The following is a 26,810-nucleotide window of genomic DNA, read 5'->3' on the forward strand; positions in this document are numbered from 1 at the left end:
TAATCAAATGGTTGGATTATTTTCGGCTCGTTAAAAAATATCAAAAACAACATGGAAAATGTTAGCGGGACGAGTGTAAATTACGCCTTCAGGATTGAGATTTGCACCGACAATCGGTACAATCCCATTGTTTTGCGACATTTAAAAGAGATACATATGAGCCTGATCGGCGAAATTTTACCTTTGTCCCATATCGTTTTGGATTTGGAAGTCAGCAGCAAAAAGCGTCTGTTTGAAGAGGCCGCACAGCTGCTGGAGAATGAAGCAGAATTACCGAATGCCAACGTGTTCGACTGCCTGTTTGCCCGTGAAAAACTCGGTTCGACCGGTTTGGGGCAGGGGGTGGCGATTCCCCACGGCCGTCACGCATGCGTGAAAAAAGCCACCGGTGCGTTTATCCGTACCAAAGAGCCGGTTGCCTTTGATGCGCCCGACGGCAAACCCGTTTCCCTGATTTTTATCCTGCTTGTGCCTGAAAACGCTACCGGCGAACATTTGGAAGTCTTGTCCAAACTGGCCGGCAGATTCTCTCAAAAAGCCGTCCGTGAAGCATTGATGGCCGCGACTTCTGCCGAAGAAGTACGCACACTCCTGACCGAAGAGTAATTCATGCCCAGCATATCTGTCCGCCGCCTGTTTTCCGACAATCAGCACAAACTCGAACTTGCTTGGGCTGCCGGCAATTCCGGCGCGGACAACCGTATCGGTGTCGAAGCCGATAAACCCGTCTTGGCCTTGGTCGGCCACTTAAACTTTATCCATCCCAACCAAATTCAAGTTGTCGGCGTAGCCGAAGCCGAATATTTACGCCGTCTGGAATCGGGCGAGCTCAACTATGATTTCGGCGAGCTTTTCGACATCCCCATGTCTTTGGTCATCGTTGCCAACGGTTTGCCGGTTTCGCCCAAATTACGCGATTATTGCCATACCAACAGTATCCCCTTACTGACTTCCAAACAGGAAAGCCCGCACTTGATGGACGTTTTGCGGATTTATCTGCAACGCACATTGGCGACTTCTACCATCAAGCACGGCGTATTTTTGGATGTATTTGAAGTGGGCGTACTTATTACCGGACAATCCGGCTTGGGTAAGAGCGAATTGGCATTGGAGCTGATTTCGCGCGGCCACAGCCTGATTGCCGATGATGCGGTCGAACTCTTCCGCACCGGCCCGGAAATGCTGGAAGGCCGTTGCCCGCCTATGCTGCGTGATTTCCTCGAAGTACGCGGTTTGGGCATACTCAATATCCGCCATATTTTTGGCGAAACCTCCATCCGGCCGAAAAAAATCCTCCAGCTGATTATCAATTTGGTTCCGGCCGACGACGGATACATGAAACAACTCGATCGATTGAGCATCCGTACCGAAACAGAATCTATCCTCAACGTCAGCGTCCGTTCCGTTACCCTGCCTGTTGCAATCGGTCGAAACTTAGCAGTATTGGTTGAAGCGGCGGTGCGCAATTACATCCTTCAATTGCGCGGCAAAGACAGCACCAAAGAATTCCTCGAACGCCATCAAACACAACTCAAAGAAAACGAACAAAACCATGAAAATCGTCCTGATTAGCGGCTTATCCGGCTCAGGAAAATCCGTAGCCCTCAAACAACTCGAAGATTCAGGCTTTTATTGCGTTGATAATCTGCCTTTGGAAATGTTGCCTTCGCTGGTGTTGTACCATATTGAACGTGGCGAAGAAACCCAGCTTGGTGTCAGCGTTGATATCCGTTCCGGTATCAATATCCAAGAAGCGCAAGAGCAAATCCAATATTTGCGTCATGAAGGGCATCAAGTCGAAGTCCTCTTTATTGAAGCAGAAGAGGGCGTGTTGGTTCGCCGCTTCTCAGAAACCCGTCGCGGACATCCTTTATCCGGTCAAAACCTGACTTTGTTGGAAAGCCTGCAAAAAGAACGCGAGTGGCTCTTCCCACTTAGAGACATCGCATATTGCATCGATACGTCCAAAATGAACGCGCAGCAGCTGCGTTATGCCGTGCAACAATGGCTCAATATTGAACGCATCGGTTTGCTGGTTATTCTTGAATCCTTTGGTTTCAAATACGGCGTTCCCAATAATGCCGACTTTATGTTTGACATGCGCAGCCTGCCCAATCCGTATTACGATCCGGAATTGCGCCCCTTTACCGGTATGGACAAACCTATTCAAGATTACTTGGGCCAGCAGCCTTTGGTTCAAGAAATGGTTGATGATATTGAGCATTTCTTAAACCGCTGGCTGCCGCGCCTGCAACAAGAGAGCCGCAGTTATGTAACGATTGCCATCGGTTGTACCGGCGGTCAGCACCGCTCCGTTTATGTTGTAGAAAAATTGGCCGAACGCCTCAAAGGCCGTTACGAACTCCTTGTCCGTCACCGTCAGGCACAAAGCTTGGCAGGACGCTAACTTGCCGTTTCAGACGGCCTCAAAGGAAGAAACCATGAAAAAAATCAGTCTGACCGCATTATCCCTGCTTATCTTGACCGCCTGCGCGACAGAACCTGTTACTGCTTACCGTTGGCACCGTACCGGCGCGAGTGAAGCTGAAGTTTCCCGCCAAATCAATACCTGCAAATCGCAAGTCCAAAATGGAAATACATCCAAAACGTTTGAGCAATGTATGGATGAAGCTGGGTATTACAGCTACGAGCATGGCAATCTCTAAATCCTGATTGACCGATTATCCCAATATCGAGGCCGTCTGAAAAACAATGATTGTTCAGACGGCCTCAGATACGAATAGAAAGAACAAAAAGACATGGCTATCCAATGGTTTCCCGGCCACATGAACAAGGCAAAAAAAGCCATTGCCGAACGCATTAAAAGCGTTGATATGGTGATTGAGATGTTGGACGCGCGTATGCCTGCTTCCAGCGAAAACCCCTTGCTTGCCCAGTTGTCCAAAGGCAAGCCCAAACTCAAAATCTTAAACAAGCAAGACCTTGCCGATCCCGAGCGCACCAAAGTTTGGCTCGAACACTACAACAGCCGCCAAGATACCCGCGCCATTGCGCTGGATTCTTCCGAAACCGGCGCGCATGGCAAAATTACCCAAGCCTGCCGCGCGATGATTCCGCATCGCCAAGGTATCGAGAAGCCGTTGCGTGTCCTGATTTGCGGTATTCCCAACGTCGGCAAATCCACCTTGATTAACGGCATGATCGGCAAAAAATCTGCCAAAACCGGTAACGAACCTGGTATTACCAAAGCCGAACAGCGCCTTTTCCTTGCCGACGATTTTTGGCTTTACGATACCCCCGGTATGTTGTGGCCAAAAATTATCGTTGAAGAAGGCGGCTATAACCTTGCGGCCGGCGGTGCAGTCGGACGCAACGCGCTGGACGAAGAAGAAGTGGCGCTTGAGCTTTTGGATTACCTTCGCCGCCATTATCTGGCCCTGTTGCAAGAGCGCTATCAAGCCGACAAAGATCCAAGCAGCCATTGGGACGATACTTCTTGGCTGGAGTGGATTGCCAAGAAGCGCGGAGCGGTTTTGAGCGGCGGACGGGTCAACTATCAAAAGGCCGCTGAAAATATCCTGACCGATTTCCGAGAAGGCAAAATCGGCAGAATCACGCTGGAAACGCCAAACCAATGGGAGGCTTGGCTGAAAAAAGCCAGACAGAAAGAGGCCGAACTCAAAGCCATTCGCGAAGCCAGAAAGGCGGAACGAAAAGGGCAGCAGTCTTCAGCCGATTAATACAAAAGGCCGTCTGAAATCTATTTTCAGACGGCCTTTTGTTGGGATAGACAATTTAGAGGGCGGTACGGCTGAAGCTGTCCAGAGCTTTATCGGTTTGGATTTGGTTGAACTGCATGGTGGTTTTGTCGCCTTGCTTTTCGTCCAATTCGATTTTACGTACCAGCGTATCGCCGTTGATTTCGATACGGTTGAAGATTTGGCGGGTAATGGCGGTTTTCGGAGTCAGGGTCAACGTCCATTTTTTCTCGTTGCCGTTTAATTTCAAATCAAATTGTTTTTCCAAACCTTGGGTATTGCCGCCCAAAAGGTCGAGGAAGAGTTTGATTTGGCGGCTTTGGCCGTTGAGCTTGCTGGCGTTTGGGTTGACCCATTGGCTGCCGTTCCATTGCATGATGCCGTCTGAACGCACGCGCAGGGTAGTTTCAAATGGTTTTTGCATTTTCCAGAGCAGGCCTTTTTGTGGGACAAGGATAAAGCTGCCGCTGGTGGTCATGGGTTTGCTGAGGGATTTGAGCTGGCGTTGTTGGACAAAATTGCCTTGCACGTTTTGCGGTTTTTGCAGGGTTTGTGCCAATTCGGCAGGGGAAAATGCCCACAAAGCCGGAGCGCTGATGAGGAGAGTAAGAGAAAGAAAGGTTTTTTTCATTGTGTTTCCATAAGGTCTGAGGCCGTCTGAAAGTTCAGACGGCCTTTTATTGCTTTAATTATAAGGCTGACAATGCCTGATTAAAGGTTGCGCTCGGACGCATCGCTTGCGCGGCTTTTTCAGGATTGGCTGCGTAGTAGCCGCCGATGTCGACCGCTTTGCCTTGTACGGCAGAGAGTTCTTCAACGATTTTGGCTTCGTTGGCAGTCAAAGCGGCTGCCAATGGAGCAAATGCGGCTTTCAGTTCGGCATCTTTGTCTTGCGCCGCCAATTCTTGCGCCCAGTAGAGGGTGAGGTAGAAATGGCTGCCGCGGTTGTCGAGTTCGCCTGCTTTGCGTTTAGGCGATTTGTCGTTCAACAGCAGTTTTTCGGTGGCGGCATCCAAAGTGTCGGCGAGGACTTGGGCTTTGGTGTTGCCAGTTTTTTGCGCCAGATGTTCAAACGATACGGCGAGTGCGAGGAATTCGCCCAAAGAGTCCCAGCGCAGGTGGTTTTCTTCGAGGAACTGTTGGACGTGTTTCGGTGCGGAGCCGCCCGCGCCGGTTTCAAACATACCGCCGCCGTTCATGAGGGGAACGATAGACAGCATTTTCGCGCTGGTACCCAGTTCCAAAATCGGGAACAAGTCGGTCAGGTAGTCACGCAGGACGTTGCCGGTTACGGAGATGGTGTCTTCGCCGTTTTTCAGACGGCCCAAGCTGAATTTAGCGGCTTCTTCAGGCGCGAGGACGCGGATGTCGAGGCCGTCGGTATCCAGTTCGGCAAGGTAGGCTTTGACTTTGGCAAGCAGGCTTTTATCGTGCGGACGGTTTTCATCGAGCCAGAACACGGCAGGCGTGTTGCTCAGGCGGGCGCGGTTGACGGCGAGTTGTACCCAGTCTTTGACGGGCGCGTCTTTGGTTTGGCACATACGCCAGATGTCGCCGGCTTCAACATTGTGTTGCATCAGGACATTACCTGCTGCATCAATGACTTGAACTTGGCCGTCGGCTTCGATTTCGAAGGTTTTGTTGTGTGAACCGTATTCTTCGGCTGCTTGCGCCATCAGACCGACGTTAGGAACGGTACCCATGGTTGTCGGATCAAACGCACCGTGTTCGCGGCAGAAGTCGATGGTCGCTTGGTAAACACCAGCATAGCTGCTGTCGGGAATGACGGCTTTGGTATCTTGCGCTTTGCCGTCTTTATCCCACATACGGCCGGAGTTGCGGATCATCGCGGGCATGGAAGCATCGACGATGACATCGCTAGGAACGTGCAGGTTAGTGATGCCTTTGTCGGAATCAACCATGGCCAAATCAGGGTTGGCGGCGTAAACGGCAGCGATTTCGGCTTCGACGGCAGCGCGGGTGTCCGCATCCAGTTTGTCCAAATTGGCAAGCAGGTTTCCGAAGCCGTTGTTGACGTTGACGCCTGCGGCAGCCAGTTTGTCACCGAATTTTTCAAAGACGGGCGCGAAGAATACTTTGACGGCGTGTCCGAAGATAATCGGGTCGGACACTTTCATCATTGTGGCTTTCATGTGCAGCGAGAACAATACACCTTTTGCTTTCGCGTCTTTCACTTGTTCGGCAAGGAAGGCGAGCAGGGCTTTTTTGCTCATCACGGTCGCGTCGATGATTTCGCCGGCTTTCAGGGCAACAGGCTCGCGCAGCTCTTTTTTGTTGCCTTGTTTGTCGGTGAACACGATGGATACGGAAGTCGCATCGGGTACGGTAACGGATTGTTCGTTATGGAAAAAGTCGCCGCTTTGCATGGTGGCAACGTGGGTTTTGGAGTCTTTCGTCCATGCGCCCATGCTGTGCGGATGTTTTTTCGCAAAGTTTTTCACTGCTTTCGGGGCGCGGCGGTCGGAGTTGCCCTCGCGCAGGACAGGGTTTACCGCGCTGCCTTTGATGCGGTCGTAACGTTCGCGTACGGCTTTTTCTTCATCGGTTTGCGGGTCGGCGGGATAGTCGGGAACGGCAAAGCCTTTAGACTGCAATTCTTTAATCGCGGCAGTCAGTTGCGGTACGGATGCGCTGATGTTCGGCAGTTTGATCACGTTTGCATCGGGCTGTTTCACCAGTTCGCCCAACTCGGCAAGCGCATCGGGTACGCGCTGCGCTTCAGTCAGGTATTCGGGGAACGCCGCCAAAATACGGCCGGAGAGAGAAATGTCGCTGGTTTTGACATCAATATCGGCGTGGCGGGTAAACGCCTGCACAATCGGCAGCAGGGATTGGGTGGCCAATGCAGGAGCTTCGTCGGTGTAGGTATAGATAATGGTGGATTTAGTCATGGGTTCATTCTCTATGTAGGTTAAGTTTTTCTTTTCGGGCACATCGCGAGATGAAATGTGCTAAGCCTATTATGGCATATTTCGGCGGATTTGGTTGTTGTTTTGATGTTATTGTTTTTTAAGTTGCGGAAAAGAAAAAGGCCGTCTGAAAAGACGGCCTAAATATAAGGACTTATCCGATAATCAAAACGGCATTGCTGCCGCCGAAGGCAAAAGACGAGCTGGCGGCAATGCGTTTTTCAGACGGCCAGCGGCTGTTGCCGTCGGTCAAAGCGATGTTGGGCAGCTCGGAATCGGGTACGTTGTCCCATTGTTGGGGTGGCAGTTTGCCTTCCGGATTGTATTGGCGGTTGACCATCAACCAGGCAAACGCGGCTTCGATCGCACCGGCTGCGCCCAAAGTATGGCCGGTGGACGGCTTGGTTGAGGTGCAAAGGGTGTGGCTGCCAAATACTTCGGCAACGGCTCGGCTTTCCATGCTGTCGTTGTGCTGCGTGCCAGTGCCGTGCAGATTGATCCAGCCGATGTCTTTTGCTTTCAAACCGGCTTTATCCAAAGCAGCCTGAAAGGATTGGGCTGCACCCAAACCGTCGGGGCGGGGCGAAGACATATGGTAGGCATCGCTGCTTGCGCCGTAGCCGAGCAACCGCATTTCGCCGTCAAAATCGGCATCGCGCGTCATTACGAAAAATGCGGCCGCTTCGCCGATGTTGATGCCGTTGCGGTTGGCGGAAAAAGGCTTGGCAATGCCGTCTGAAAGCACTTCCAAAGAGGCAAAACCATTGATCGTCAGCGGAGAAAGCGTATCTGCGCCGCCGCAAATCACAGCATCACACAATCCGGCACGAAGCAGCCGGGCTGCGCTGATGAGGGCGCGTGCGCCGGAAGTGCAGGCGGTGGAAACGGTATAGCGCAAGCCGTCCAAACCGTAAACTTGGGCGATAAATTCGGAGGGCGAAGCCATGGTGTGTTGCAGCTGTTTGAACGGAACATCCGTCCATTCACCACCTTGGACAACGTGTTGGAACAAAGGGATATTTTCGTCTGCGCCACTGGTGGACGTACCGGTAACGACAGCGACCCTTTCTTTGCCGTAACGGGCAATGGCCGTCTGAATCAGTCCGTCTATTTGCGAAAGCGCGTGCAGGATAAGCTGGTTGTTGCGGCTGCGATGCGCTTCGGGAATGCTGTCGGGCAGAGGCATCAGGGTTTCTTTGACTGCACCGAAAGCATGCGTTTTGCCTTTTACCCATTGGTCTGAAAAAGTCAGGGGCGTGTTTTCAGACGGCGTGAGTAAGGCATCGGCATGAACTTGCAAGCCGCTGCCCAATGCGCTGATCAGTGCCGGACGGCTGAGATAAACAGGAGTATTCATGAATTAGTCTTCTGCAATCGGGCTGACCGTCCAGAAAGTTTGGTCGGGGAAGCCGATGAGGAATTGTTCGGAATGGTGGGCGACACACCACAAATCACGCTCGCGGTAGCTGAACACCGCGCCTTTGCCGTCAGGGCAGAAGCCTTGATGGGTAGCATTTTGTTGGCAGGCTTCAGGATAAAGCGTGGCGGCGTGTTCAGCAGCCAAAAGCGGCAACAGGGCGGCAAACAGTCGGCGCGAAGTGGCATTGGGCATCACAAAGCCGTCATTTTTCCAGCCTTTGGTGCTGACCGATTGACGCGATACCGGCGCACCCAGTGCATCGGTTTGGACAAAGCGGATGCCGTCTGAATGAGGTTCGACTGCCAAGAGATTGGTTTGAACGGTTTGCCCCGCCGCATTGGTCTGCTCGAGTTTGAACCATTGGCCTTCTTTGGAAAGCGGCGGCAGCGTTTGCGGATGAGGGAGCGAGGTTGCGCATGCGGAAAGCAGCAGTGCGGCAAGCAAAGGGATAAATCGCATAAGGTTTTATCTAACGGTCAAAATATTTAATGATGAGGGTAGATTTTCAGACGGCCTGTTCTGTTTTTAGACGCGGCCGTCTGAAAGGCATTCGTCCTTATTCTACCTTCAAATCACCCACCAATGCGGCAAGCGTGGACAAGCGTTGCTCGGATTTTTCCACGAATGGATTGTTCGTATCCCAAGCGTAGCCTGCCAAAATAGACGAAATCATGCGGCTGATTTCAGGACTGCGGTTGGGCGCATAGATGGCATTTTGGAAGCGGAAATCGTACCAACCGTTTACATAAGTGCGGAACGCGTTCACGCCGATCATCAGTTGGTCGGCAAATTCGGTTTGCCAATCGACGGCTTCGCCTTTGAGTTGTTTGGCCAACAAGTCGGCAGCCAGTTTGGCGGAGTGCAGGGCAATGGTTACGCCGGAGGAGAAGACCGGGTCGAGGAATTCGGCGGCGTTGCCCAAAAGGGCGAAATGTTTGCCGTACAAGGTTTTCACGTTGGCGGAGTAGCCTTGGATAGAGCGGAACGGGAAGTCGTTTTCCCAAACGGCTTTATCTAAAATTTCTGCCAGCATCGGGCATTCGTACACAAATTTTTTCAACACGGCTTCTGATTCGCCGGCCAGCTTGTCGGGCGTACCGACAACGCCGATGGAGCAGCGGTTGTCGCCGAAAGGAATCAGCCAAATCCAGACATCGCGATGTTCCGGATGCGTGTTGATCAGGATTTTGTTGCGGTCGAATTTCGGGCTGGTGATGTTGTCGTCGATATGCGTGAAGTGGGCTTGGCGAGGAGGCAGCTCGGACGGGCTTTCCAAGTCCAAAAGGCGGGGCAGGACGCGGCCGTAACCGCTGGCATCCAAAACGAATTTGGCGGTCAGTTCATAGTTTTCGCCTGTATCGGTCGCAACGCTCAAACGTGCCACATCGCCGTTGTTGTCAAACGCGGTTACGCCGTGTCCGAAGCGGACATCGACGCCTTGTTTTGCTGCTTCATCAATCAGGATTTTGTCGAATATGCCGCGGCGCACTTGATAAATGGTACCGGGGCCGTCTGAAAATTTTTCAGTAAAGTTGAAATCTGTGTAACGGCTGCCCCATGAAAACGCAGCACCGTCTTTAAATTGAAAGCTGGGCTCAGCATGCACGGCGTCGGCAAAACCGGCTTCTTCCAACATTTCCATGCAATGCGGCAGCAGGCTTTCGCCGATGACAAAGCGCGGGAAATGTTGTTTTTCCAATACGCAAACTTTAAAGCCTTGTTTGTTCAGCAAAGCGGAGGCAACCGAACCTGAAGGGCCTGCGCCGATAACGGCAACGTCAAATTCTACGGACATTTTAAAATACCTTTGATTTTAATGATAAATAATGTTTAAACCAGCATCTGAAGTTTTTCAGACGGCCTCTTACAACGTGACGATAGAAGTTGAAACAAAATATCGCCTTAATTTAATCGTCTTTATTTTTTGTCTAATTTTTCAACAATGTGCCTGCCAGCCAAATATTGAATGCCACGCCGATGGTAACCGTCATGCCGAACGCGGCAACGGCGGGCGTGCTGCTGATGGCGAGCAGGGCAAAGGAAATGGCTGTTGTCGCGGCGGCAAGCAGCATACCGCCTAATTTTGCCGGCGCGCTGTGGTGTGCGGTGGCGGCATAGACGGCATAGTCCACGCCGATGGCGGATACTAAAAGCAGGCCGAACATGGCAAACAGGCTGACGGGAATACCGGCCAAACCGAGTACGGCAACGGTGCAGATGGCGGCGGCCAGCGGCACGGCAAGGATTTTGCTGCCGCGTTTGAAACCGAACATTTTCCACAAGAGCAACCATGCCAAGGCATAGGAAGCCAGTTTCAACCATGCGGCCTGATTGCGCGTGTGGTGGAAAAGCTCGTTTAAGTGGGCGCGTTTGTCTGCCCAATGTATGCCGGAGACGTGTTGCACTGCGGCGCGTACGGCGGCTTCATCGGTCATGCCGTTCAAACGCACGACGGCAGCAAAACGGCCTGCTTCCACTTCGCCCAAATACAAGGAACGCCAAGCTTCTGCCAAATCGGTATTCAGGCCGTCTGAAAGCGACAATGGTTGCGTATCGGCGGCTTGCAGCAGGGCATCGCGCACGGTTTTACGCGGAATACCGATTTCTGTGAGCGGTTTCCAGCTATCAGGCAACTTGGTCAATTCGCGCAGGCGGTTTTGCAGTTTTTGCTGCTCCGTTGTCGGCAGGATGAATTGGTCGGGCGATTGGATGCCGGAAAGTTTGCCTTGCGCGATTAAGGGCTGCAGGGCGTGGCCGAGTTCGGCAGTTTTCTTCAACAAGGCATCTTCGCTTTGTGCTTCGGCCACCAAATATTTGCCGCCAAAATCTGTGCCGCTCAACCGGCCGATTTGTTGTACTTCGGCCAACATCGCGGTCGGCATATTGACCCATTGACGGATGTCGTCACGCCAGTCGCTGCGCCACAGTCCGACTGCCAGCAAAATTCCGCCTACGATTAACCAGCCGCGTTTGTGCAGGCGGTTTTTCAGACGGCCTGACAAGGAATAGAGCTTTTCGGTTAATGCGGCAAAAGGCACGGTTTTGGCACGATAGCGGCGAAACAGCGGCGGCAGCCATAAAACGGTGGCACCAAACGCGCCAAATAAGGCAAAGCCTGAAAATACGGCGGTTTGGCGCAGTACAGGCAAAGGGGTGAACCACAGCAGCGCGTAGCCCAAGACGGTAATCGTCAGGCTGACGGCAAAGCTTGGCAAGACATGTTTTATTGCCGATTCGGCCTGCCAAACGGTCTTTTCAGACGGCCCGAATACCGACGGCGCAAGCCAGTGCAACGGGAAATCCACCAACATACCCACCAGGCTGGTGCCGATGACGATGGTCAGGATATGCACTTCGCCGAAGGTTAATAATGCGACTGCCAATCCGGTCAACATACCGGCTGCCAGCGGCAAGGACAGTAAAAATACGCGGCCGCTGCGGAAGACCCACAACAGCAGCGCAAAAGTCAGCCCAAGCCCGACCATGCTCATTATCCGGCTTTCTTTTTCTGCGGCTGCTTTGGATACGGCGGCGAACAATGCACCGCCTGCGCTTAAGGTTTCTGCGCCGTTTTCCGAAGCGATTTGACGACTTTGCGCCATCAGCGGTAAGAGGGCATCGTTGCCGGAAAATTGATTGCCGCCGGCGAGCCGTCCGCGTAAAAATACCCAAGTTTTGCCTTGGTCTTCGGCAAACAGCATGCCGTTGTCCATGTCCCACTGCAAACGGCTTTGCGGATTGGCTTTGTCGGCAACAAAGCGTCCGAAGCCCAGCCAGTCTTGTTCTAAAGACAAAGGGGAGGGGGCGGCAAACGGATTGGCCGCGGCTTCTGCGCGCGCTTGAAAATAGGCTTGCGGCTGCTCAAACAGCAGGCGGATTTCGTCTTGCGGCAAAACTGCCAAGCCCAGTTTCTGCATATCCGCCCGCACCTTGTCCAAATTCGGCGTCATGCTGCTGTCGACTTGTTCAAATACGCCGCTCTTGCGCCATGCGTCGGCAATTTGTGAGGCCGTCTGAAAAGCGGTTTCGGCATCGGTGCTGCCGGCAAGCAGGATGACTTGCGAATTGAGCTGCGCTTCTGCGGCTTTATCCGCAGCCATCAGTAAGGCATCGGGTTGCTGCTCGCTCGGCAACAACGCGGTCAAATCGGTTTGGATACGCGCTTGTGAAGCAAAGGCATAAACCAAAAACAGGGTAAGAAACAGGATAAGGGCAGTATAGAGGCGGTTTAGGAGGCGAAGATTCATCGTTCAGACGGCCTTTTGCAAATGCTGCTGTTGGTGTGTGGAATCAGTAAAAGTACAGTAAATTAAATCAGATTATTATTATTTTGTCAGTTATTAGATGGTTTGCCGGTCTGTTAAATCATTGGGTTGGAGCGAACCGAAAAACTGCCATTGCAGAGCGACGGCTTTTCCCTGCCAAACGCAGGCAAGTGCCATCGTATCCGCCAAAGTCGCGCTTGTGCCGCGCCAATCGGTTTGTTTTCCAGCGCGTAAACCGACGGGTTGTCCTGAATCGAAAACATAGCCGACCGATTTCATATCCGACGGAAAATCCAAATTCGCCGCTTTAATCAAGGCTTCCTTGAAACACCACAATCGGTAAAACGTTTCAGACGGCCAGTTTGCCGTTTCCAAAAAGTCTTGTTCTTCCTGCGTGCAGACCAAAGCCGACAGCGCTTTGAAATCACGCGGGCGGATAAATTCGATATCGACACCGGCTGTTAAGGGATGAGACGCACACAATAAAGCGGCAAAGCCTTGGCTGTGGCTCAGCGATACAGTCGGTAAATCGGTTTGCTGTTTTAATGCTCGGCTGACTTGCCAGTCCTGACGCTGCGCCAGTTGCGGCGTGGCAGCCAAACGTTGTGAATCGGCTGCGTTTAGAGAGGCATGGTCGTAGCAGGCGGCAAAAGACGGATCGGCCAGCAGGCATTGAAGGGTTGTCGTATCCATAAAATAGAAAAATGCCAAACTTCATCTTGAAGTCCGGCATTTTTGACATTGCTTAGTGGAAGCTGCCTTTCAAAACCACACGGCTGTTGAATGTAGCGATGTGGCATTCGTACTCGTTACCGCCTTTGGTTACTTTGTCAAAGTAGCTGACCAGATGAACGGATTTGGCTTTTTTGCGATGCGCAGTGCTTTGGAAGCGTTTAACTGCGCTCAGGAATGCGCGTTGGCAGGTTTCATCAGGGGTTTTGCCGACTGAGTTGGAGATTTGACGGGAAGTCAAAGTTGCGCCGGATGTGCTGCCGTAGTGAACGCGGATACTAGGATCCAAAGCGGATTTGGCTTCGGCAGAGTTCAAAGCCACATCGACTTTACACATATAAATATCGTTTTGACCTTTGCCATTGACTTTATGTCCTTCACCCATGCTGCGGCAGGCAGAACCGGCGGCAGTTGTTTTTTGAGTAGAAGTTTGAGAGGAGGAGGTAGATGGTTGGGAATTGCCGGATTGAGAGCAGGCGGCAAGCATCAGGGCGGATACGGCAACCAAAGCAGAAAAACGTAACATACGAACTCCTTTGTAATAAGGGGTGTGAAAAAAAGGTTTACAGAAAACAAAATCATTTTAACATATATGAAAGCCGTATAAAAATAGGATGATGCAAAAAATATTATATTTTTATTTAAATGATTTCATGGTGTTAAGAAAGTTTGGGGCGCTAATGCTTGACGAAGGAGGGCAGAGGGCGTATATTGCGGTCTTCCTTAGGAGTAATGGCTGAGAGGCTGAAGGCACTTCCCTGCTAAGGAAGCATGTGGGGTCAACCTGCATCGAGGGTTCGAATCCCTCTTACTCCGCCAAATATGAAAGACACCGTTTATACGGTGTCTTTTTTATTATCCGGGATCGCTTGGAATCTCAGGCCGTCTGAAAGTGTGAAATGAACGATTTGATTATTCTAAACAAGCCTTATGGCGTGATTTGCCAGTTTTCTGCACATGAAAAACATCAGTGCCTTAAGGATTTTGTCGAGAAACCGGGATTTTATCCGGCCGGCCGTTTGGATACGGACAGCGAGGGTTTGCTGCTGCTGACTAATAATGGCCGTTTGCAGGCGCAGATTACCGACCCGAAATTTAAGCAGGTCAAAACTTATTGGGCGCAGGTGGAGGGTTCTCCTGATGAAGCCAAATTGGATTTGTTGCGCCGTGGCGTAGATTTGGGCGATTTTGTGACCCGTCCGGCCGAGGTCAGGGTATTGGAAGAGGGCGAAGCGGATGTTTTATGGCCGCGCGTGCCGCCGATTCGTGTGCGCAAGTCCGTACCTGATTTTTGGGTGGAAATTAAAATTTCGGAAGGGAAAAACCGTCAGGTGCGAAGGATGACGGCGAAAGCAGGCTTTCCGTGTTTACGCTTGGTCCGCGTGGCAATAGGCCGTCTGAATCTGTTTGATTTGAATTTGGAATTGGGACAATGGCAGTTTGCGCCGCATCGTCCTTAAATAGGATGAATAAAGGCCGTCTGAAATATTCAGACGGCCTTTTGTTATCGAAAAATTAATGATGTGAATGACCGATTTGGAAAGTCAAAGTAGTGTAGTTCGCCTGTTTTTGGCACACGCTTTGATCAGGGAAATCGGCTTTGTGTTCTACGCTGGCTTTCCAGAAACCTTGGCGCAATGGAATGATGCTGACTTCGCCTTTGTCATCGGTAGTATCGGAGAAGGCTTGGGCTTCGGTTTTATGGGTTTTGCTGCGGTCGCTGGTGTCGAAGCCGTCAAATGTGGCGGTAACGGTGGCGTTCGGCAGCGGCTCGCCATTGAAGAGGACGCGGACTTTGAAGCGTTCACCGACGTGGACGTTGGCAGGGTTGTCCAAAGGTACGATTTCCAAATGTTGGCCGACTTGTTTGGTGATGATAGCGGTATCTGCGCTTTCGTGGCCGACATTGACGATGTTTTTACCGAACATACGGGTTTGTTCGCAATAGCTGGCATCAGGCATTTCTTTGATGCTTGCCTGCTTCCAACCTGCGCTGTTTTTTGACCAGAAAGTCGGTTGGTATTCAGCGGTTACCAAGTAGCTGCCGTCTTTGACCGGCAGTTTGCTGCGGTATTGGTAATTGTATGTGCCTTTTTGAATCATGTTTTCTTTGCCTTTTTCAGTCACCAGTTGCATAGGTTTGCTGAAAATGTGCAGGCGGTCTTTGGCGATGGGCTCAAGCTCCGGGAATTCGCCATAGCCCAATTCGGCTTCAAGGTATTCGCCGCCATGTGTGTGGGCGGTTTCAACCCAAACGCGGTGGGCGTGTGCGGCAGTGCTGAACAGGAAGGCGGATGCAATAAGCAAAGCGGTTTTTTTCATGATTTCTCTCCGATTTTCGATGTGTAGAAAAGATAGAATAAAGTAGTTCGTTATAATATAACAAAATTATTTAAATTTAAAGAGAGGCCGTCTGAAAACTTTCAGACGGCCTTGTAGATGATTGTTTTTTGAATCGGATTATCGAAACGGTTTAGTCCCCGTCACGACAGACGTCAATCGCTTCCTGCAAACTGCTGACGCCGTAGATTTTCAGGTTTGGAAACTCTTTGGCATTGCGCGGCATATTGGCTTTGGGGACGATGGCGCGTTTGAAGCCGAGTTTTTCTGCTTCTTTGAGCCGCTCTTGTCCGCGTGCGACAGGGCGGACTTCGCCGCTGAGGCCGATTTCGCCGAAAACCACGGTTTTTTCGGGCATGGGGCGGTTGCGGAAGCTGGAGAGCATAGCGAGGATGACGGCGAGGTCGGCAGCGGGTTCGCCGATTTTGACGCCGCCGACGGCGTTGAGGAACACGTCTTGGTCAAAGCAGGCAATGCCGCCGTGACGGTTGAGGACGGCGAGCAGCATGGCGAGGCGGTTTTGTTCGAGACCGACGGTGAGGCGTTTAGGGGTGAATCCGTGCGCATCATCGACCAATGCCTGAATTTCGACCAAAAGCGGGCGGCTGCCTTCCTGCGTCACCAAAACGCACGAACCCGGGGTGTCGTCGCGGTAGCTGGCAAGGAAGATGGCGGACGGGTTGGACACGCCTTTCAAACCGTTTTCGGTCATGGCGAATACGCCCAATTCGTTTGCCGCACCGAAACGGTTTTTAATGGCGCGGATCATGCGGTAGTTGGAATGTTGGTCGCCCTCGAAATACAGCACGGTATCGACCATGTGTTCCAGCACGCGCGGGCCGGCAATCGCGCCGTCTTTGGTAACGTGTCCGACCAGTATCATGGCGATGCCCATCTGTTTCGCCATACGCGTCAGTTGGGCGGCACATTCGCGCACCTGCGACACGGAACCGGGGGCGGAAGTGATCTGGTCGGAATACATGGTTTGGATGGAGTCGATGACGACGACTTCGGGCTGATGCTGTTTTAAGGCCGTCTGAATCGCTTCCATGCGGATTTCGGCAAGCAGGTTCACGCCTTCGGTGGGCAGTTCCAAACGCTGCGCGCGCAGGGCAACTTGTTGGGCGGATTCTTCGCCGGAAACGTACAGCACTTTACGGCTTTGCGCCATTTTGGCGATGGTTTGCAACAGTAATGTGGATTTACCAATGCCAGGATCACCGCCGAGCAGAATAACCGCGCCATCAACCAGGCCGCCGCCCAATACGCGGTCGAGTTCACCCATGCCGGTCGGATTGCGCGGCACTTCGGTCGCGGTAACGGCGGAGAGGGATTGGACGGTCGATGTGTCCGCCGCCCAAGATTGGAAGCGGGCGTTTTTCGGTTCGGGCGCGGCCAGGCTTTCTTGAAGCGTGTTCCACTCGCCGCAATGCGGGCATTTACCCTGCCATTTCGGGGAAGTACCGCCACATTCAGAACATTGGTAGATGGTTTTGGGGGCTTTTGCCATGGTGTTTTCCCTATGGGATTTTTGATGTGTGAAAAGGTCGTTTGAAAAGTGAGGAAGGTTTTCAGACGGCCTTGGGATTATGAATACTTTATTTATAATTTCAAGTATTCATCACTTGTTTAATGCAGCGGCATTTGCTGTTTTTTTGCGGCATAATAGGAAAAATTTACATGGAAGTTTTAGAAAAATGATTTTATTTCAAAAAAGTGATGGTAAGCTTGCCTTGCCTTGCCTTGCCTTGCCTTGCCTTGCCTTGCCTTGCCTTGCCTTGCCTTGCCTAGTTCTCTATTAAAATCCCTTCAAGGTTTTTTATCAAATCTATGCATAGGAGTGAAATCCTATGTTATCTAAAAAAATCTCAAATTTTAATTCATCTAACAATAAACCCAGAATTCTATCTCTATTTTCAGGATGTGGAGGTTTAGATTTGGGTTTTCACCAAGCTGGTTATGAAACTGTTTGGGCGAACGATTTTTCCCATTGGGCTTGCGAAAGTTTCCGTAAAAATATCGGTGATGTCATCGTAGAAGGTGATATTGAACAAATTGATCCGAATGATCCAACTATTCCCGATTGCGACATCATTTTAGGCGGGTTCCCTTGTCAAGATTTTTCCATGATTTGGAAACAGCCGGGCTTAGAGGGTGAGCGTGGCAATCTTTATAAAAGCTTTTTACGTTTTGTAAATGCAAAAAAACCGAAAGTTTTTGTTGCTGAGAATGTGAAAGGTTTGTTGACTGCCAACAAGAAAAAAGCCATCCAGCAAATTATTACCGACTTTGAAAATTGCGGTTATTACGTTCAGGCGAAGCTGTATAACTTTGCTGAATTTGGCGTACCTCAATTTCGTGAACGTGTGCTGATTGTCGGAGTACGTTTGGATACAGGATTTGATTTTCGCCATCCGGAACCGACACACAATGAAACTGGCGAAAATGGCTTAAAACCATATGTAACTGCTGGTCAAGCAATATCTAATATTCCACAAAATGTTAGTAATAATGAATTGCTGAAAATTAGTGATAAAACACGCCGTATGTTGGAATTAATTCCTGAAGGTGGAAATTTTACTGATATTCCTAAAGATCATCCTTTATATGTGAAAGGTATGATTAGCCACGTTTATCGTCGTATGCATCGGAACGAGCCATCAAAAACAATTATTGCAGCAGGTGGTGGTGGTACTTGGGGCTATCACTTCCCTGAACCGCGTGCTTTTACTAATAGAGAACGAGCAAGGCTTCAAAGTTTTCCTGATGATTTTGAGTTTGTCGGATCAACAACTGAAGTACGTCGCCAGATTGGTAATGCTGTTCCTCCTCAAGGTGTAGTTGAGCTAGCAAAGGCTATCTTACCAATTTTTTCAGGCAACTATAAAAAAGTAGATTTACATAAGAAATTGAAAGCAGAGAAGGATGTTTTATTTCATGACCGACTAAGCAAAATTCGAGGAGGGAAACGATGAATACGGTTTTTTCTAATTTCTACCCTGCTCAAATAACGCAGAAAAAGCTAAATGATGTTTGGATGGATCTATTTTTGGATGCCGATGAAGTTTTAATGGCAACAGGCTATGTATCCAATGATGCTGTTATTGAATTACAACGTATTTTGGAACAAAAGACGAGTATCAGAACAGTAGAATTATTGGTTGGAATGCACTATTTGGAAGGATTTTCCCAACCACAATACCGTAGTTTGTGCAGATTGAATGCTTTTTTACAAGCTGAGAAACGGGGGCAAGTATACGTTTCGCCATTTGTTAAATTTCACGGAAAAATGTACTCATTCAAGCATCAAGAACAAATTAATGGCTTGATTGGTTCTGCTAATCTTACTTGCTTTTGGGATAACACCGAACGCACTTACGAAACTATGGTGCATTTAGATGATTTTCAGACGGCATCTGATTTACATTCAAATATCCGACAGACTATCAAGTTTTTAGGAAAACCTATTAATCAGGCAAGTGAACCGACTATTTTTGTACCGCACAATGTTTATTTGGAAAATTGTATTGGAGTAGAGAAAATTGATGCAAATAAAGTTTCTGAACTTTTTAGACAAACAGCGCGATATCATTTTTTAATCCCTGTAAAGACAGAGCCAAAAAGTAATTTAAATTGTTTTTTTGGCAAAGGAAAAAATCCTAAGAAACCATGGCAACTTCGTTCTTGGTATGAAGTTGAATTAATTGTCCCTATTCAAATCGTCCGTCAAGAGGGGTACCCTACAAATAGAACAGTAAAGATTATTACTGATGACGGTTGGTCTTTTTCTTGCTATTCCAGGTCAAAAAATAAGGGTCGTCGATTATCTACGGAAAATTTACGTTCAGAAGACGATCTAAAAACATTGGGTAAATGGATAAAAGGGCGTTTGGAAATTTCAGGATGTCTAAAATCAGGTGAGCCTGTTATACCTGAAACCTTGCATCAATACGGCAATGATCACGTTGAATTCCGCTCAACCGACGATCCAGATGTTTGGTTGCTTTCATTTAAGGGGAAAAACTAGATGTTGCAAACTTATCTGAACCAATTAACACTGCCTGAATTGGCTAACTCTGTTAAAAAGACTGTTGACGGTTTTATGGAAAAACTATCTCAAATTGAACAGAGGAACGTCCAAAACATTTTGCTGTTAGGCAATGTCCAAAGTGGTAAAACCGCTCAAGTATTGGGTATATTGAGTGCTTTGGCTGATTGTGATTTTAAGCTGTTTATTTATTTGACAACCGATAGCGTAGATTTACAGCAACAAACATTAAAACGAGCAAAAACATCACTGGATAAATTTATTATATTATCTGAGAACGATGACAGTAGTTTTATGCAGGTAATGAAGGCAAATAATCCCATCTTGGTCGTGATTAAAAAGAATGCCCGTGTATTGAAACGTTGGCGTAATTTGTTTGCCAGTCAAAGTAGCCTGAAAGGCTATCCTTTGGTTATTGTGGACGATGAAGCCGATGCGGCCAGCCTAAATACTAATGCTGATAAGCCGGATAAAGATGCCAGTACTATCAATAAACTGCTAAATGACATTAAGAATTCCTGTTGTCAAAGCCTATTTATTCAGTTGACCGCCACGCCTCAATCGCTTTTATTGCAACATGAAGAATCTGATTGGCAACCCGAATTTATCCATTTCTTTGAAGCCGGTGAAAAATACATCGGTGGCAACTTTGTCTTCTCTGATCCTCCAAGCTATATCGTTCGCTTCATTGACAGCGAATTGGACGATATGAAAGATGCGAGTGGTGAAATTGCCGAAGGGGTAAAACAGGCATTGCACAGTTTTCTGCTTACTTGTGCAGAGTTTGCTTTATGCGGTAAAACCAATTGTAATTTTGCTTTACATCCAAGTTATAAAATCCAAGACCATCAAGCCTTCTCTCAAAAAATCCAAGCCTTTTTGAATGATTTGGTACAAGCGATTAATAGCGGGGAGAATCTTGCAGACAGCTTTAAAGAAGACTATTTGGATTTACAAAAGACTAAGCCTGATATTCATCATTTTGAGGAAATTTATGAAAAACTAACAGAACTTTTAGAAAGTAAGCAAATTTATACTCTCGTCGTTAACTCGCAGACAGAATCAGATTTTGATTTAGAAAGAGGCTTTAACATTATTATTGGTGGGAATGTGATTGGACGAGGCTTAACTATTCCAAAACTACAAACGGTTTATTATAGTCGCACTGCTAAAAAACCGAATGCAGATACTTTCTGGCAACATTCGCGTATTTTTGGATATGACCGTGATAAATCATTATTACGGCTTTATATTCCGTTTGATGTCTATTACTTCTTTGTACAACTCAATCAAGCAAATAATCTGATTATTGAGCAGGCAAAAAATTCAGACGGCAATATTCAGGTTATTTATCCGAAAAATATCAATCCAACTCGAAAAAATGTATTGAAATTCGACAGTATCAATCAAATTGTGGGTGGTGTGAATTATTTTCCACTTCACCCAAACGAGGATAATTTGTCGGAGATTAACAAGATTTTGCCTTCTATTTTGAAAGATGAAGTTCAATCTGATTTATATCAAATAGATATAGAAGATTTATTCTTGGTTCTAGATAAATTGGGTCATTATGTCCCAGATGACTGGAATAAGGAAAAATTTATTACTGGTGTAGAAGCATTAAAGGCACAACGTCCAAGTTTTAAAACTTACGTTTTGATCAAAACAGGACGTAAACTTTCTCGAGCAACTGGCACAATGCTTTCGGAAGACGACCGTAAATTAGGAGAAAAATATCCCAATGATTTATTCCTTACACTTTATCAAGTAGTAGGAAATAAAGACAAAGGTTGGCAGGGAGAAGATTTTTGGTTGCCTAACATTAAGTTGCCATATAAGGGACTGGTGTATTGGGGAGTGAAATAACATAGAAAAGGTCGTCTGAAAACAATCATATCGTTTTCAGACGACCTTTTTTATTGAGAAATAACAGGTTTATTTTTTGCTGTCTTTATCCGCATCTTTTTTCGGTGCAGGTTTTTTCGCTGCCAAGCCCAAAGATTTTTGCCATTCGGTTGGATTTTTCACTAAGTCCAAGGCTTTACGGAGCTGATCGTCTTTGGCCGGATTGGGAATGCGGCGGCTGGAGATGTCTTCGCCTTTGTCTTTTTTAGACTTGTCTTTATCGGCTTTGGTTTCGGCGTTGACAGGCGTTTCGTTGCTGCTGTTGACGTCTTGGCCGCCCAGCGGATTACCGATATGGCCGACCAAATCGGCTTCGCGGCTTTCAAAGGCGCGGTCTTTGTCTTTGACTTCAACGTCGGGGACGATGCCTTGCGCTTGAATCGAGCGGTCGTTCGGCGTGTAGTACAGCGCGGTGGTCAATTTGACTGCGCTGCCGCCGGAAAGCGGAATCAGGGTTTGCACTGAGCCTTTGCCGAAACTTTGTGTGCCGACGACGACGGCGCGTTTGTGGTCTTGCAATGCGCCGGCAACGATTTCGGAAGCGGAGGCAGAGCCTGCGTTAATCAGGACGGTCATAGGAATGGTTTTCAGCTCGGCAGGCAATCCGGCCAACGGGTCTTTGCCGCTGGTGGTGATGTAGTCTTCGGCTGTTGCTTTGAGAACCATGCCTTCTTTTTTGTTGCGGCCTTTGGTGCTGACAACGGTTACGTCAGGTTGCAGGAAGGCTGCGGATACGCCGACTGCGCCGTTGAGCAGGCCGCCTGGGTCGTCGCGCAAGTCGAGAATGATGCCTTTGAGCGGACCTTTGTTTTCTTTGACAAGGGCTTGTGCGGCTTCGTTGAGTGCGGCAACGGTGCGCTCTTGGAATTGGGAGACGCGGATGTAGCCGTAGTCTTTTTCAAGCAGGTAATGGCGCACGCTTTTGACTTTGATGATGGCGCGGGTCAGGTTGACGACGATGGGTTTGTCGGCATTTTTGCGTGAAAGGGTCAGGGTGATTTTGGTACCCGGTTTGCCGCGCATTTTTTTGACGGCTTCGCTGACGGTCAGGCCGCGCGTAGAGGTATTGTCGATTTTGACGATGAAGTCGCCGCTTTTTACGCCGGCGCGTTCTGCCGGCGTGTCTTCAATCGGGGCAACGACTTTGACGAAGCCGTCTTCTTGTCCGATTTCCATGCCCAGGCCGCCGAATTCGCCGCTGGTGGATTCTTTCATTTCGGCATAGCCTTTTTTGTCCATATACTCGGAATGCGGATCGAGATCGGACACCATACCTTTCATTGCGCCTTCAAAGAGCTCGGCATCGGGTTTGTCTTGGTAATAATTGGCTTTGATTTGGCCGTACACTTCTGCCATGGTGCGGATGGTCTGCACGGGCAGGGCCTCGTTGTCTTTTTTGTCTTTTTCGGCGGCAAAACTTTGTACACTCAGACTGAGGGCGATGCCGCTAAATGCGCCGAGAGTGTAGATTGCAACTTTTTTCAAAGTGGATTTTGTTGACATTCGTTTGACTTTCTTTTTGTGTACGGTAAGCAAAGTGGTTTTTGTTTTCTCTGAACCCGTTGACTTTATGTGATTTAAACGCTCGGAACAATAAGTTTAAGGTAAAAGTTTGTTGTTTAATGTGCTGAACAGGCGTGAAAATCGTGTTTTATTGTAGTTTATGATGAAAATTCAGACGGCCTGGAGAGAAAATTCACTCAGGCCGTCTGAAACATCAGTTAATCCATGAAAGCGGATTCATGACTTGTCCGTTGTAGCGGACTTCAAGGTAAAGACCGGTTTCGCCCGACGGCAAAGTGCCGCTGGTGCCGATTTTACTGCCGGCATTGACGGCGTAGTTTTGGGCGATGTCGATTTCACTCAAACCAGAGTAAATGCTGACATAGCCGTCGCCGTGGTCGAGGACGACTACTTTGCCGTAGCCTTCAAGCTCGCCGGCAAAAGTAACTGTGCCTGAGGCAATGCTGCTGACCGGAGCCGGAACGGTATTGTAGAACACGCCTTTCCAAACTTCACCATCGCCGCGGTCTTGACCGAACAGGCCTGCCAGTGTGCCGTTAACCGGTTTTTTCAGACGGCCTTGCATACGGCTGAAGCTGTTGGCGTTGCTGACGGTCAAGCCTTGGGTATTTGGGGCTTGCAGTTTCATGTCTTCGTCAGTCAGCGTGGACATGGCGGCGCGTTCGGCTTCGGCTTTTTGTTGGGCGGCAGCCTGCTCTTTGCGTGCTTTTTCAGCGGCGGCCAAACGCGCTTCGGCGGCTTTTTTACGCGCTTCGGCTTCGGCTTTGCGTTGCTCGGCTTTGCGTTTTTCCAAATCTTTCAAGAGATTGTTGAGGCGCTGCTCGTTTTCTCTGTGGTTGATTTTCTTTTGTGCTTCTTTGGCCATTTGCGCGTTTTGACGGCGGCTTTCGGCTTGTTCGGCGGTATTGGTCACGCCTTGTTGACGCAACGAGGCTTGGATATTGGCTTGCAGTTTTTTCAGGTAAGCCAATTCATTGTTGATTTTTTGCTCTTGCGCCGCCAGCTCTTTTTGTTGTTTTTCCAAGTCTCTCATGACTTGGTCGTTGGCGTTGTTGATATAACGCGTGTAACGCAGGAAGCGGGTTTTTTGACCGGCATCGGCGTTTTTCAGGAAGAGGGCGACCGCGTTGGGCTGGCTGTTTTTATAGTTGCCGGACACAAAGCGCGAAATTTGGGCGCGCGTGTTGGAAACTTCGGCTTTCAACTGGTTGGCATCGGCATTGAGTTTTTGGAATTTTTCCCATGCGTCGCGTTGTTTGCGGTTGATGCCGGAGAGGTTGTTGCGTGTTTGTTGCAGCTGTTTGAGCGTGGCATTGACATGGATAATGAAACCCTCGTTGCGTTTGGCAAGGGATTTCTTGGTTTCAATATCGTTGGCGGCGGCAGTCACGGCTGCTTTGAAATCGTTGTCGGCTGAAGAGACGGCTTTAGGCTCAGCTTTAGGCTCGTCTTTTTTGTTTTGCTCTTTGGCTTTTGTGTCTTTTTTAGCGTCTTTTTTGTCTTCAACAGTTTTTTTTGCAGGCTCTTTAGCTTTGGTTTCTTTGGTATCGGCCTTTTTGTCTTCGGCTGCTTTTTTTACTGGTTCTTTGGATTGACGCTCTTTTTTATCCTCAGCCGCTTTTTTGGCAGGCTCTTTGGTTTTGGTTTCTTTAGGTTCTGCTTTTTTTACAGGTTCTTTGGCTTTACTGTCTTTTTTATCTTCAACAGGTTTCTTGTCTTGTTCTTTGGTTTTGCCGGGTTTTGCGGCTGCGGCTTTTTTGTCTTTTACCGTTTCTTTGGGCTCTTCGGCTTTGCGGTTGGCCTTTTTATTGTCGGCAGTGGCTTCGGCGGCTTTAGCCGGTTTGTTTTTGGCTGAAGCGCGTTCGTTTTTGTCGGCGGTTTCTTTCTCTTTGGAGACTTTGGCTTTAACCGCTTTTTTGTCTTCCTCTTTTTCTTTTACGGCTTGTTTTTTTAGAGTTTCTTTTTTGACATCTGCCTTAGCGGCTTCTTTCTCTTTTTTCACGGGCTCAGCTTTTTTGACGGCGGCCGCTTTTTCTTTCGGCGCGTCTTTGGCAGCATAGGTTGGCAGGGAGAAGCTGAGCAGCAGGGCGAGGATGAGGGGTTTGTAACGCATGGTTCGATCTTGCTATTAAAGTAGGAACAATAGGACGGATTATACTGTCTGTCAGGCCGTCTGAAAATAATATTGGGTTGCAATATGGACGAACGGTCTTATATAGTAATGATGGAGTAGGCGGATATGATTCTGCCTGCCTGGAAACTGACAGTCTGCATTGACAGGATATTATGAAAAAATATTTATTAGTAGTGTTGGGCGCCATGGTTTTGGCGGCTTGCGGTAACGATACCGATAAAATCGGACGTGCCAGTACGGTGTTTCATATGTTGGGTAAAAACGACCGTATTGAAGTGGAAGGTTTTGATGATCCTGATGTGCAGGGGGTTGCCTGCTATATTTCGTACGCAAAAAAAGGCGGTTTGAAAGAAACAGTCAATCTGGAAGAAGATGCCAGCGATGCATCGGTTTCCTGCGTGCAAAGTGCGGAAGTCATCCGTTATAACGAGTCTGCAGTTTTGAAACCGCGACAAGTGTTCAAACGCAGTGCCAGCATAGCATTTAAGAGCCAGCAGATTATCCGCTACTATGACCCGAAACGTAAGTCTTTTGCTTATTTGGTATACAGCGATAAAATCGTTCAAGGTTCGCCGAAAAACTCTTTGAGCGCGGTATCGTGTTTTGCCCATGCGAAAACCGATACGCCGGTACCGGCAGGCGGCGCGGTTTACGGCGCCTGCGTGGTGGACGCGCCGATTTCCGACGGCCAAAAATAATAAAATCAGCTTAATAGATTAAGAAGAATATGAATTTAGCCAACCATTTCCTGATTGCCATGCCTCATATGGACGATCCGTTTTTTACGGATACGGTCATTTATGTGTGCGAACACGATGAAGAAGGTGCGCTGGGCATCATCATCAACAAGCCTTCGCCGATTACCATGGACATGATTTTTGCCGCCGCCGACCGCAATATCCCGCTGCGCCTGCAACATGAAAACGTGATGATGGGCGGGCCGGTTCAGATTGAGCGCGGCTATGTCGTGCATACGCCGATCGGCCGCTGGCAAAACAGCATGGTGGTAACCGATAACGTGGCGCTGACTTCTTCGCGTGATGTGATTGAAAACCTGTCTAAAGAAGGTGCGGTGGATAAGGCTTTGATCAGTATCGGTTATTCAAAATGGGGCAAAGGGCAGTTGGAGCGCGAGCTGGCAGAAAATGTTTGGCTGACCGTCCCTGCGGACGAGCATATTCTGTTTGATGTGCCTTACGAACTCCGTTATGCCGCCGCTTTTGAAAAATTGGGCGTCAATCCGAACGCTTTGTTTTCAGGAGTCGGCCATGCCTGAAGCACCAAAAGGCACGGTTTTGGCCTTTGATTTCGGCGAAGCGCGCATCGGCGTGGCGCAGGGCGAGGCGGAGCTGGGTATGACCCATCCGCTGGCGACGGTAACCGGCAACAGTAATGATGAAAAATTCGAGGCCATTGCCAAGCTGGTCAAGGAATGGCAGCCCAAGTATTTTGTGGTCGGCCTGCCGACGCATACTGATGGTACGGAGCATGAGCTGACCCGTTTGAGCCGCAAGTTTGGCCGCCGTTTGCACGGACGTTTTAATTTGCCGGTTTATTGGGTGGACGAAAGGATGTCTTCCCTATACGCGGAAAGCCTGCTTGCTGAAGCCCAAGTATTTGGCCGAAAACAAAAATCCGTGCTTGATCAAGTGGCGGCGCAGGCGATTTTGCAGGGCTTTTTTGAAGGCGGCGCGGCCGAGTATTTCAATGGCCGTGAAGAATAGTACATGGTCCATTATAGAGGCCGTCTGAAACCGGATTTCAGACGGCCTTGGTTTTGTTACGGCTTTGGG

The 26,810-nt window shown here is 49.1% G+C and carries 25 protein-coding genes and 1 tRNA gene; 14 read left to right on the forward strand and 12 right to left on the reverse strand.

Annotation, left to right across the window (positions count from 1 at the left end; translation table 11 throughout):
• Positions 1-156: 156 nt before the first annotated feature.
• From ptsN to ylqF, 5 genes are all read left to right on the forward strand, one after another.
• The gene (gene ptsN / locus RRV97_RS01330) at positions 157-606 is read left to right on the forward strand and encodes a PTS IIA-like nitrogen regulatory protein PtsN (protein WP_003747374.1); all 450 of its coding nucleotides are present in this window, start codon (positions 157-159) and stop codon (positions 604-606) included.
• Between the two features lie 3 nt (positions 607-609).
• The gene (hprK, locus tag RRV97_RS01335; protein WP_003747372.1) at positions 610-1,572 is read left to right on the forward strand and encodes an HPr(Ser) kinase/phosphatase; all 963 of its coding nucleotides are present in this window, start codon (positions 610-612) and stop codon (positions 1,570-1,572) included.
• Positions 1,553-2,407: an RNase adapter RapZ gene (gene rapZ / locus RRV97_RS01340; protein ID WP_315611731.1), complete on the forward strand. Its 855-nt coding sequence runs from the start codon at positions 1,553-1,555 to the stop codon at positions 2,405-2,407. The genes hprK and rapZ overlap by 20 nt, the downstream gene beginning before the upstream one ends.
• Before the next feature lie 34 nt (positions 2,408-2,441).
• Positions 2,442-2,666 carry a protocatechuate 3,4-dioxygenase gene (locus tag RRV97_RS01345; RefSeq protein WP_039862229.1) on the forward strand — a complete coding sequence of 75 codons (225 nt, stop codon included), beginning with the start codon at positions 2,442-2,444 and terminating at the stop codon, positions 2,664-2,666.
• Between the two features lie 93 nt (positions 2,667-2,759).
• Positions 2,760-3,701, forward strand: a complete 942-nt coding sequence (gene ylqF, locus RRV97_RS01350) for a ribosome biogenesis GTPase YlqF (RefSeq protein ID WP_315611732.1) — start codon at positions 2,760-2,762, stop codon at positions 3,699-3,701.
• Positions 3,702-3,756: 55 nt separating this feature from the next.
• Here ylqF and RRV97_RS01355 read toward each other — a convergent pair whose 3' ends face one another.
• The 8 genes from RRV97_RS01355 to RRV97_RS01390 all read right to left on the reverse strand — a co-directional run bounded on the left by RRV97_RS01355 (position 3,757) and on the right by RRV97_RS01390 (position 13,592).
• Positions 3,757-4,350, reverse strand: a complete 594-nt coding sequence (locus RRV97_RS01355; RefSeq protein WP_049322862.1) for a LolA family protein — start codon at positions 4,348-4,350, stop codon at positions 3,757-3,759.
• Positions 4,351-4,408: 58 nt separating this feature from the next.
• Positions 4,409-6,631, reverse strand: a complete 2,223-nt coding sequence (locus tag RRV97_RS01360) for an NADP-dependent isocitrate dehydrogenase (protein ID WP_315611733.1) — start codon at positions 6,629-6,631, stop codon at positions 4,409-4,411.
• A 172-nt stretch (positions 6,632-6,803) separates the two neighbouring features.
• Positions 6,804-8,006, reverse strand: coding sequence for a beta-ketoacyl-ACP synthase (locus RRV97_RS01365; protein WP_315611734.1), 1,203 nt, complete (start codon positions 8,004-8,006; stop codon positions 6,804-6,806).
• A 3-nt stretch (positions 8,007-8,009) separates the two neighbouring features.
• Positions 8,010-8,528: a hypothetical protein gene (locus tag RRV97_RS01370; protein WP_315611735.1), complete on the reverse strand. Its 519-nt coding sequence runs from the start codon at positions 8,526-8,528 to the stop codon at positions 8,010-8,012.
• 97 nt (positions 8,529-8,625) lie between these two features.
• Positions 8,626-9,864 carry an NAD(P)/FAD-dependent oxidoreductase gene (locus RRV97_RS01375; protein WP_049336453.1) on the reverse strand — a complete coding sequence of 413 codons (1,239 nt, stop codon included), beginning with the start codon at positions 9,862-9,864 and terminating at the stop codon, positions 8,626-8,628.
• A 133-nt stretch (positions 9,865-9,997) separates the two neighbouring features.
• Complete coding sequence (locus tag RRV97_RS01380; protein ID WP_315611736.1) at positions 9,998-12,316, reverse strand: hypothetical protein; 2,319 nt, start codon at positions 12,314-12,316, stop codon at positions 9,998-10,000.
• A gap of 93 nt (positions 12,317-12,409) precedes the next feature.
• Complete coding sequence (locus RRV97_RS01385) at positions 12,410-13,027, reverse strand: 4'-phosphopantetheinyl transferase superfamily protein (RefSeq protein WP_315611737.1); 618 nt, start codon at positions 13,025-13,027, stop codon at positions 12,410-12,412.
• A gap of 52 nt (positions 13,028-13,079) precedes the next feature.
• Positions 13,080-13,592 carry a hypothetical protein gene (locus tag RRV97_RS01390; RefSeq protein WP_223168965.1) on the reverse strand — a complete coding sequence of 171 codons (513 nt, stop codon included), beginning with the start codon at positions 13,590-13,592 and terminating at the stop codon, positions 13,080-13,082.
• Positions 13,593-13,792: 200 nt separating this feature from the next.
• Here RRV97_RS01390 and RRV97_RS01395 point away from each other — a divergent pair.
• Together RRV97_RS01395 and RRV97_RS01400 are read left to right on the forward strand one after the other, a co-directional pair.
• Positions 13,793-13,885, forward strand: a tRNA-Ser gene (locus RRV97_RS01395).
• An 80-nt stretch (positions 13,886-13,965) separates the two neighbouring features.
• Positions 13,966-14,526 carry a pseudouridine synthase gene (locus RRV97_RS01400; protein WP_315611738.1) on the forward strand — a complete coding sequence of 187 codons (561 nt, stop codon included), beginning with the start codon at positions 13,966-13,968 and terminating at the stop codon, positions 14,524-14,526.
• A 55-nt stretch (positions 14,527-14,581) separates the two neighbouring features.
• Here the strand turns inward: RRV97_RS01400 and RRV97_RS01405 are convergent, their stop codons facing one another.
• Together RRV97_RS01405 and radA are read right to left on the reverse strand one after the other, a co-directional pair.
• Positions 14,582-15,388 carry a DUF4198 domain-containing protein gene (locus tag RRV97_RS01405; protein ID WP_003685136.1) on the reverse strand — a complete coding sequence of 269 codons (807 nt, stop codon included), beginning with the start codon at positions 15,386-15,388 and terminating at the stop codon, positions 14,582-14,584.
• 151 nt (positions 15,389-15,539) lie between these two features.
• Positions 15,540-16,916, reverse strand: coding sequence for a DNA repair protein RadA (gene radA / locus RRV97_RS01410; protein ID WP_049322871.1), 1,377 nt, complete (start codon positions 16,914-16,916; stop codon positions 15,540-15,542).
• A 79-nt stretch (positions 16,917-16,995) separates the two neighbouring features.
• Here radA and RRV97_RS01415 point away from each other — a divergent pair, with 79 nt between their 5' ends.
• The 4 genes from RRV97_RS01415 to RRV97_RS01430 are packed head-to-tail and all read left to right on the forward strand — an operon-like array spanning position 16,996 to position 21,320.
• The gene (locus RRV97_RS01415) at positions 16,996-17,208 is read left to right on the forward strand and encodes a hypothetical protein (RefSeq protein WP_315611739.1); all 213 of its coding nucleotides are present in this window, start codon (positions 16,996-16,998) and stop codon (positions 17,206-17,208) included.
• A gap of 48 nt (positions 17,209-17,256) precedes the next feature.
• Positions 17,257-18,381, forward strand: coding sequence for a DNA cytosine methyltransferase (locus RRV97_RS01420; protein WP_315611740.1), 1,125 nt, complete (start codon positions 17,257-17,259; stop codon positions 18,379-18,381).
• The gene (locus RRV97_RS01425; protein WP_288971239.1) at positions 18,378-19,433 is read left to right on the forward strand and encodes a restriction endonuclease PLD domain-containing protein; all 1,056 of its coding nucleotides are present in this window, start codon (positions 18,378-18,380) and stop codon (positions 19,431-19,433) included. The genes RRV97_RS01420 and RRV97_RS01425 overlap by 4 nt, the downstream gene beginning before the upstream one ends.
• Positions 19,434-21,320 carry a Z1 domain-containing protein gene (locus RRV97_RS01430; protein WP_315611741.1) on the forward strand — a complete coding sequence of 629 codons (1,887 nt, stop codon included), beginning with the start codon at positions 19,434-19,436 and terminating at the stop codon, positions 21,318-21,320.
• 69 nt (positions 21,321-21,389) lie between these two features.
• On the opposite strand, the gene RRV97_RS01435 is transcribed toward RRV97_RS01430, so the two are convergent.
• Complete coding sequence (locus tag RRV97_RS01435) at positions 21,390-22,862, reverse strand: S41 family peptidase (protein WP_315611742.1); 1,473 nt, start codon at positions 22,860-22,862, stop codon at positions 21,390-21,392.
• 214 nt (positions 22,863-23,076) lie between these two features.
• Positions 23,077-24,996 carry a murein hydrolase activator EnvC family protein gene (locus RRV97_RS01440; protein ID WP_315611743.1) on the reverse strand — a complete coding sequence of 640 codons (1,920 nt, stop codon included), beginning with the start codon at positions 24,994-24,996 and terminating at the stop codon, positions 23,077-23,079.
• A gap of 173 nt (positions 24,997-25,169) precedes the next feature.
• Between RRV97_RS01440 and RRV97_RS01445 the strand changes: the two genes are divergently transcribed.
• The 3 genes from RRV97_RS01445 to ruvX are packed head-to-tail and all read left to right on the forward strand — an operon-like array spanning position 25,170 to position 26,741.
• Positions 25,170-25,715, forward strand: coding sequence for a CreA family protein (locus tag RRV97_RS01445; RefSeq protein ID WP_315611744.1), 546 nt, complete (start codon positions 25,170-25,172; stop codon positions 25,713-25,715).
• Between the two features lie 29 nt (positions 25,716-25,744).
• A complete protein-coding gene (locus RRV97_RS01450) occupies positions 25,745-26,293 on the forward strand; it encodes a YqgE/AlgH family protein (RefSeq protein WP_036490388.1) in 549 nt (182 codons plus the stop codon).
• The gene (gene ruvX / locus RRV97_RS01455; RefSeq protein WP_049348326.1) at positions 26,286-26,741 is read left to right on the forward strand and encodes a Holliday junction resolvase RuvX; all 456 of its coding nucleotides are present in this window, start codon (positions 26,286-26,288) and stop codon (positions 26,739-26,741) included. Before RRV97_RS01450 ends, ruvX begins: the two co-directional genes overlap by 8 nt.
• Positions 26,742-26,810: the final 69 nt, after the last annotated feature.

This window comes from Neisseria sp. DTU_2021_1001991_1_SI_NGA_ILE_055 (genome assembly GCF_032342915.1).
Taxonomy (GTDB): Bacteria; Pseudomonadota; Gammaproteobacteria; order Burkholderiales; family Neisseriaceae; genus Neisseria.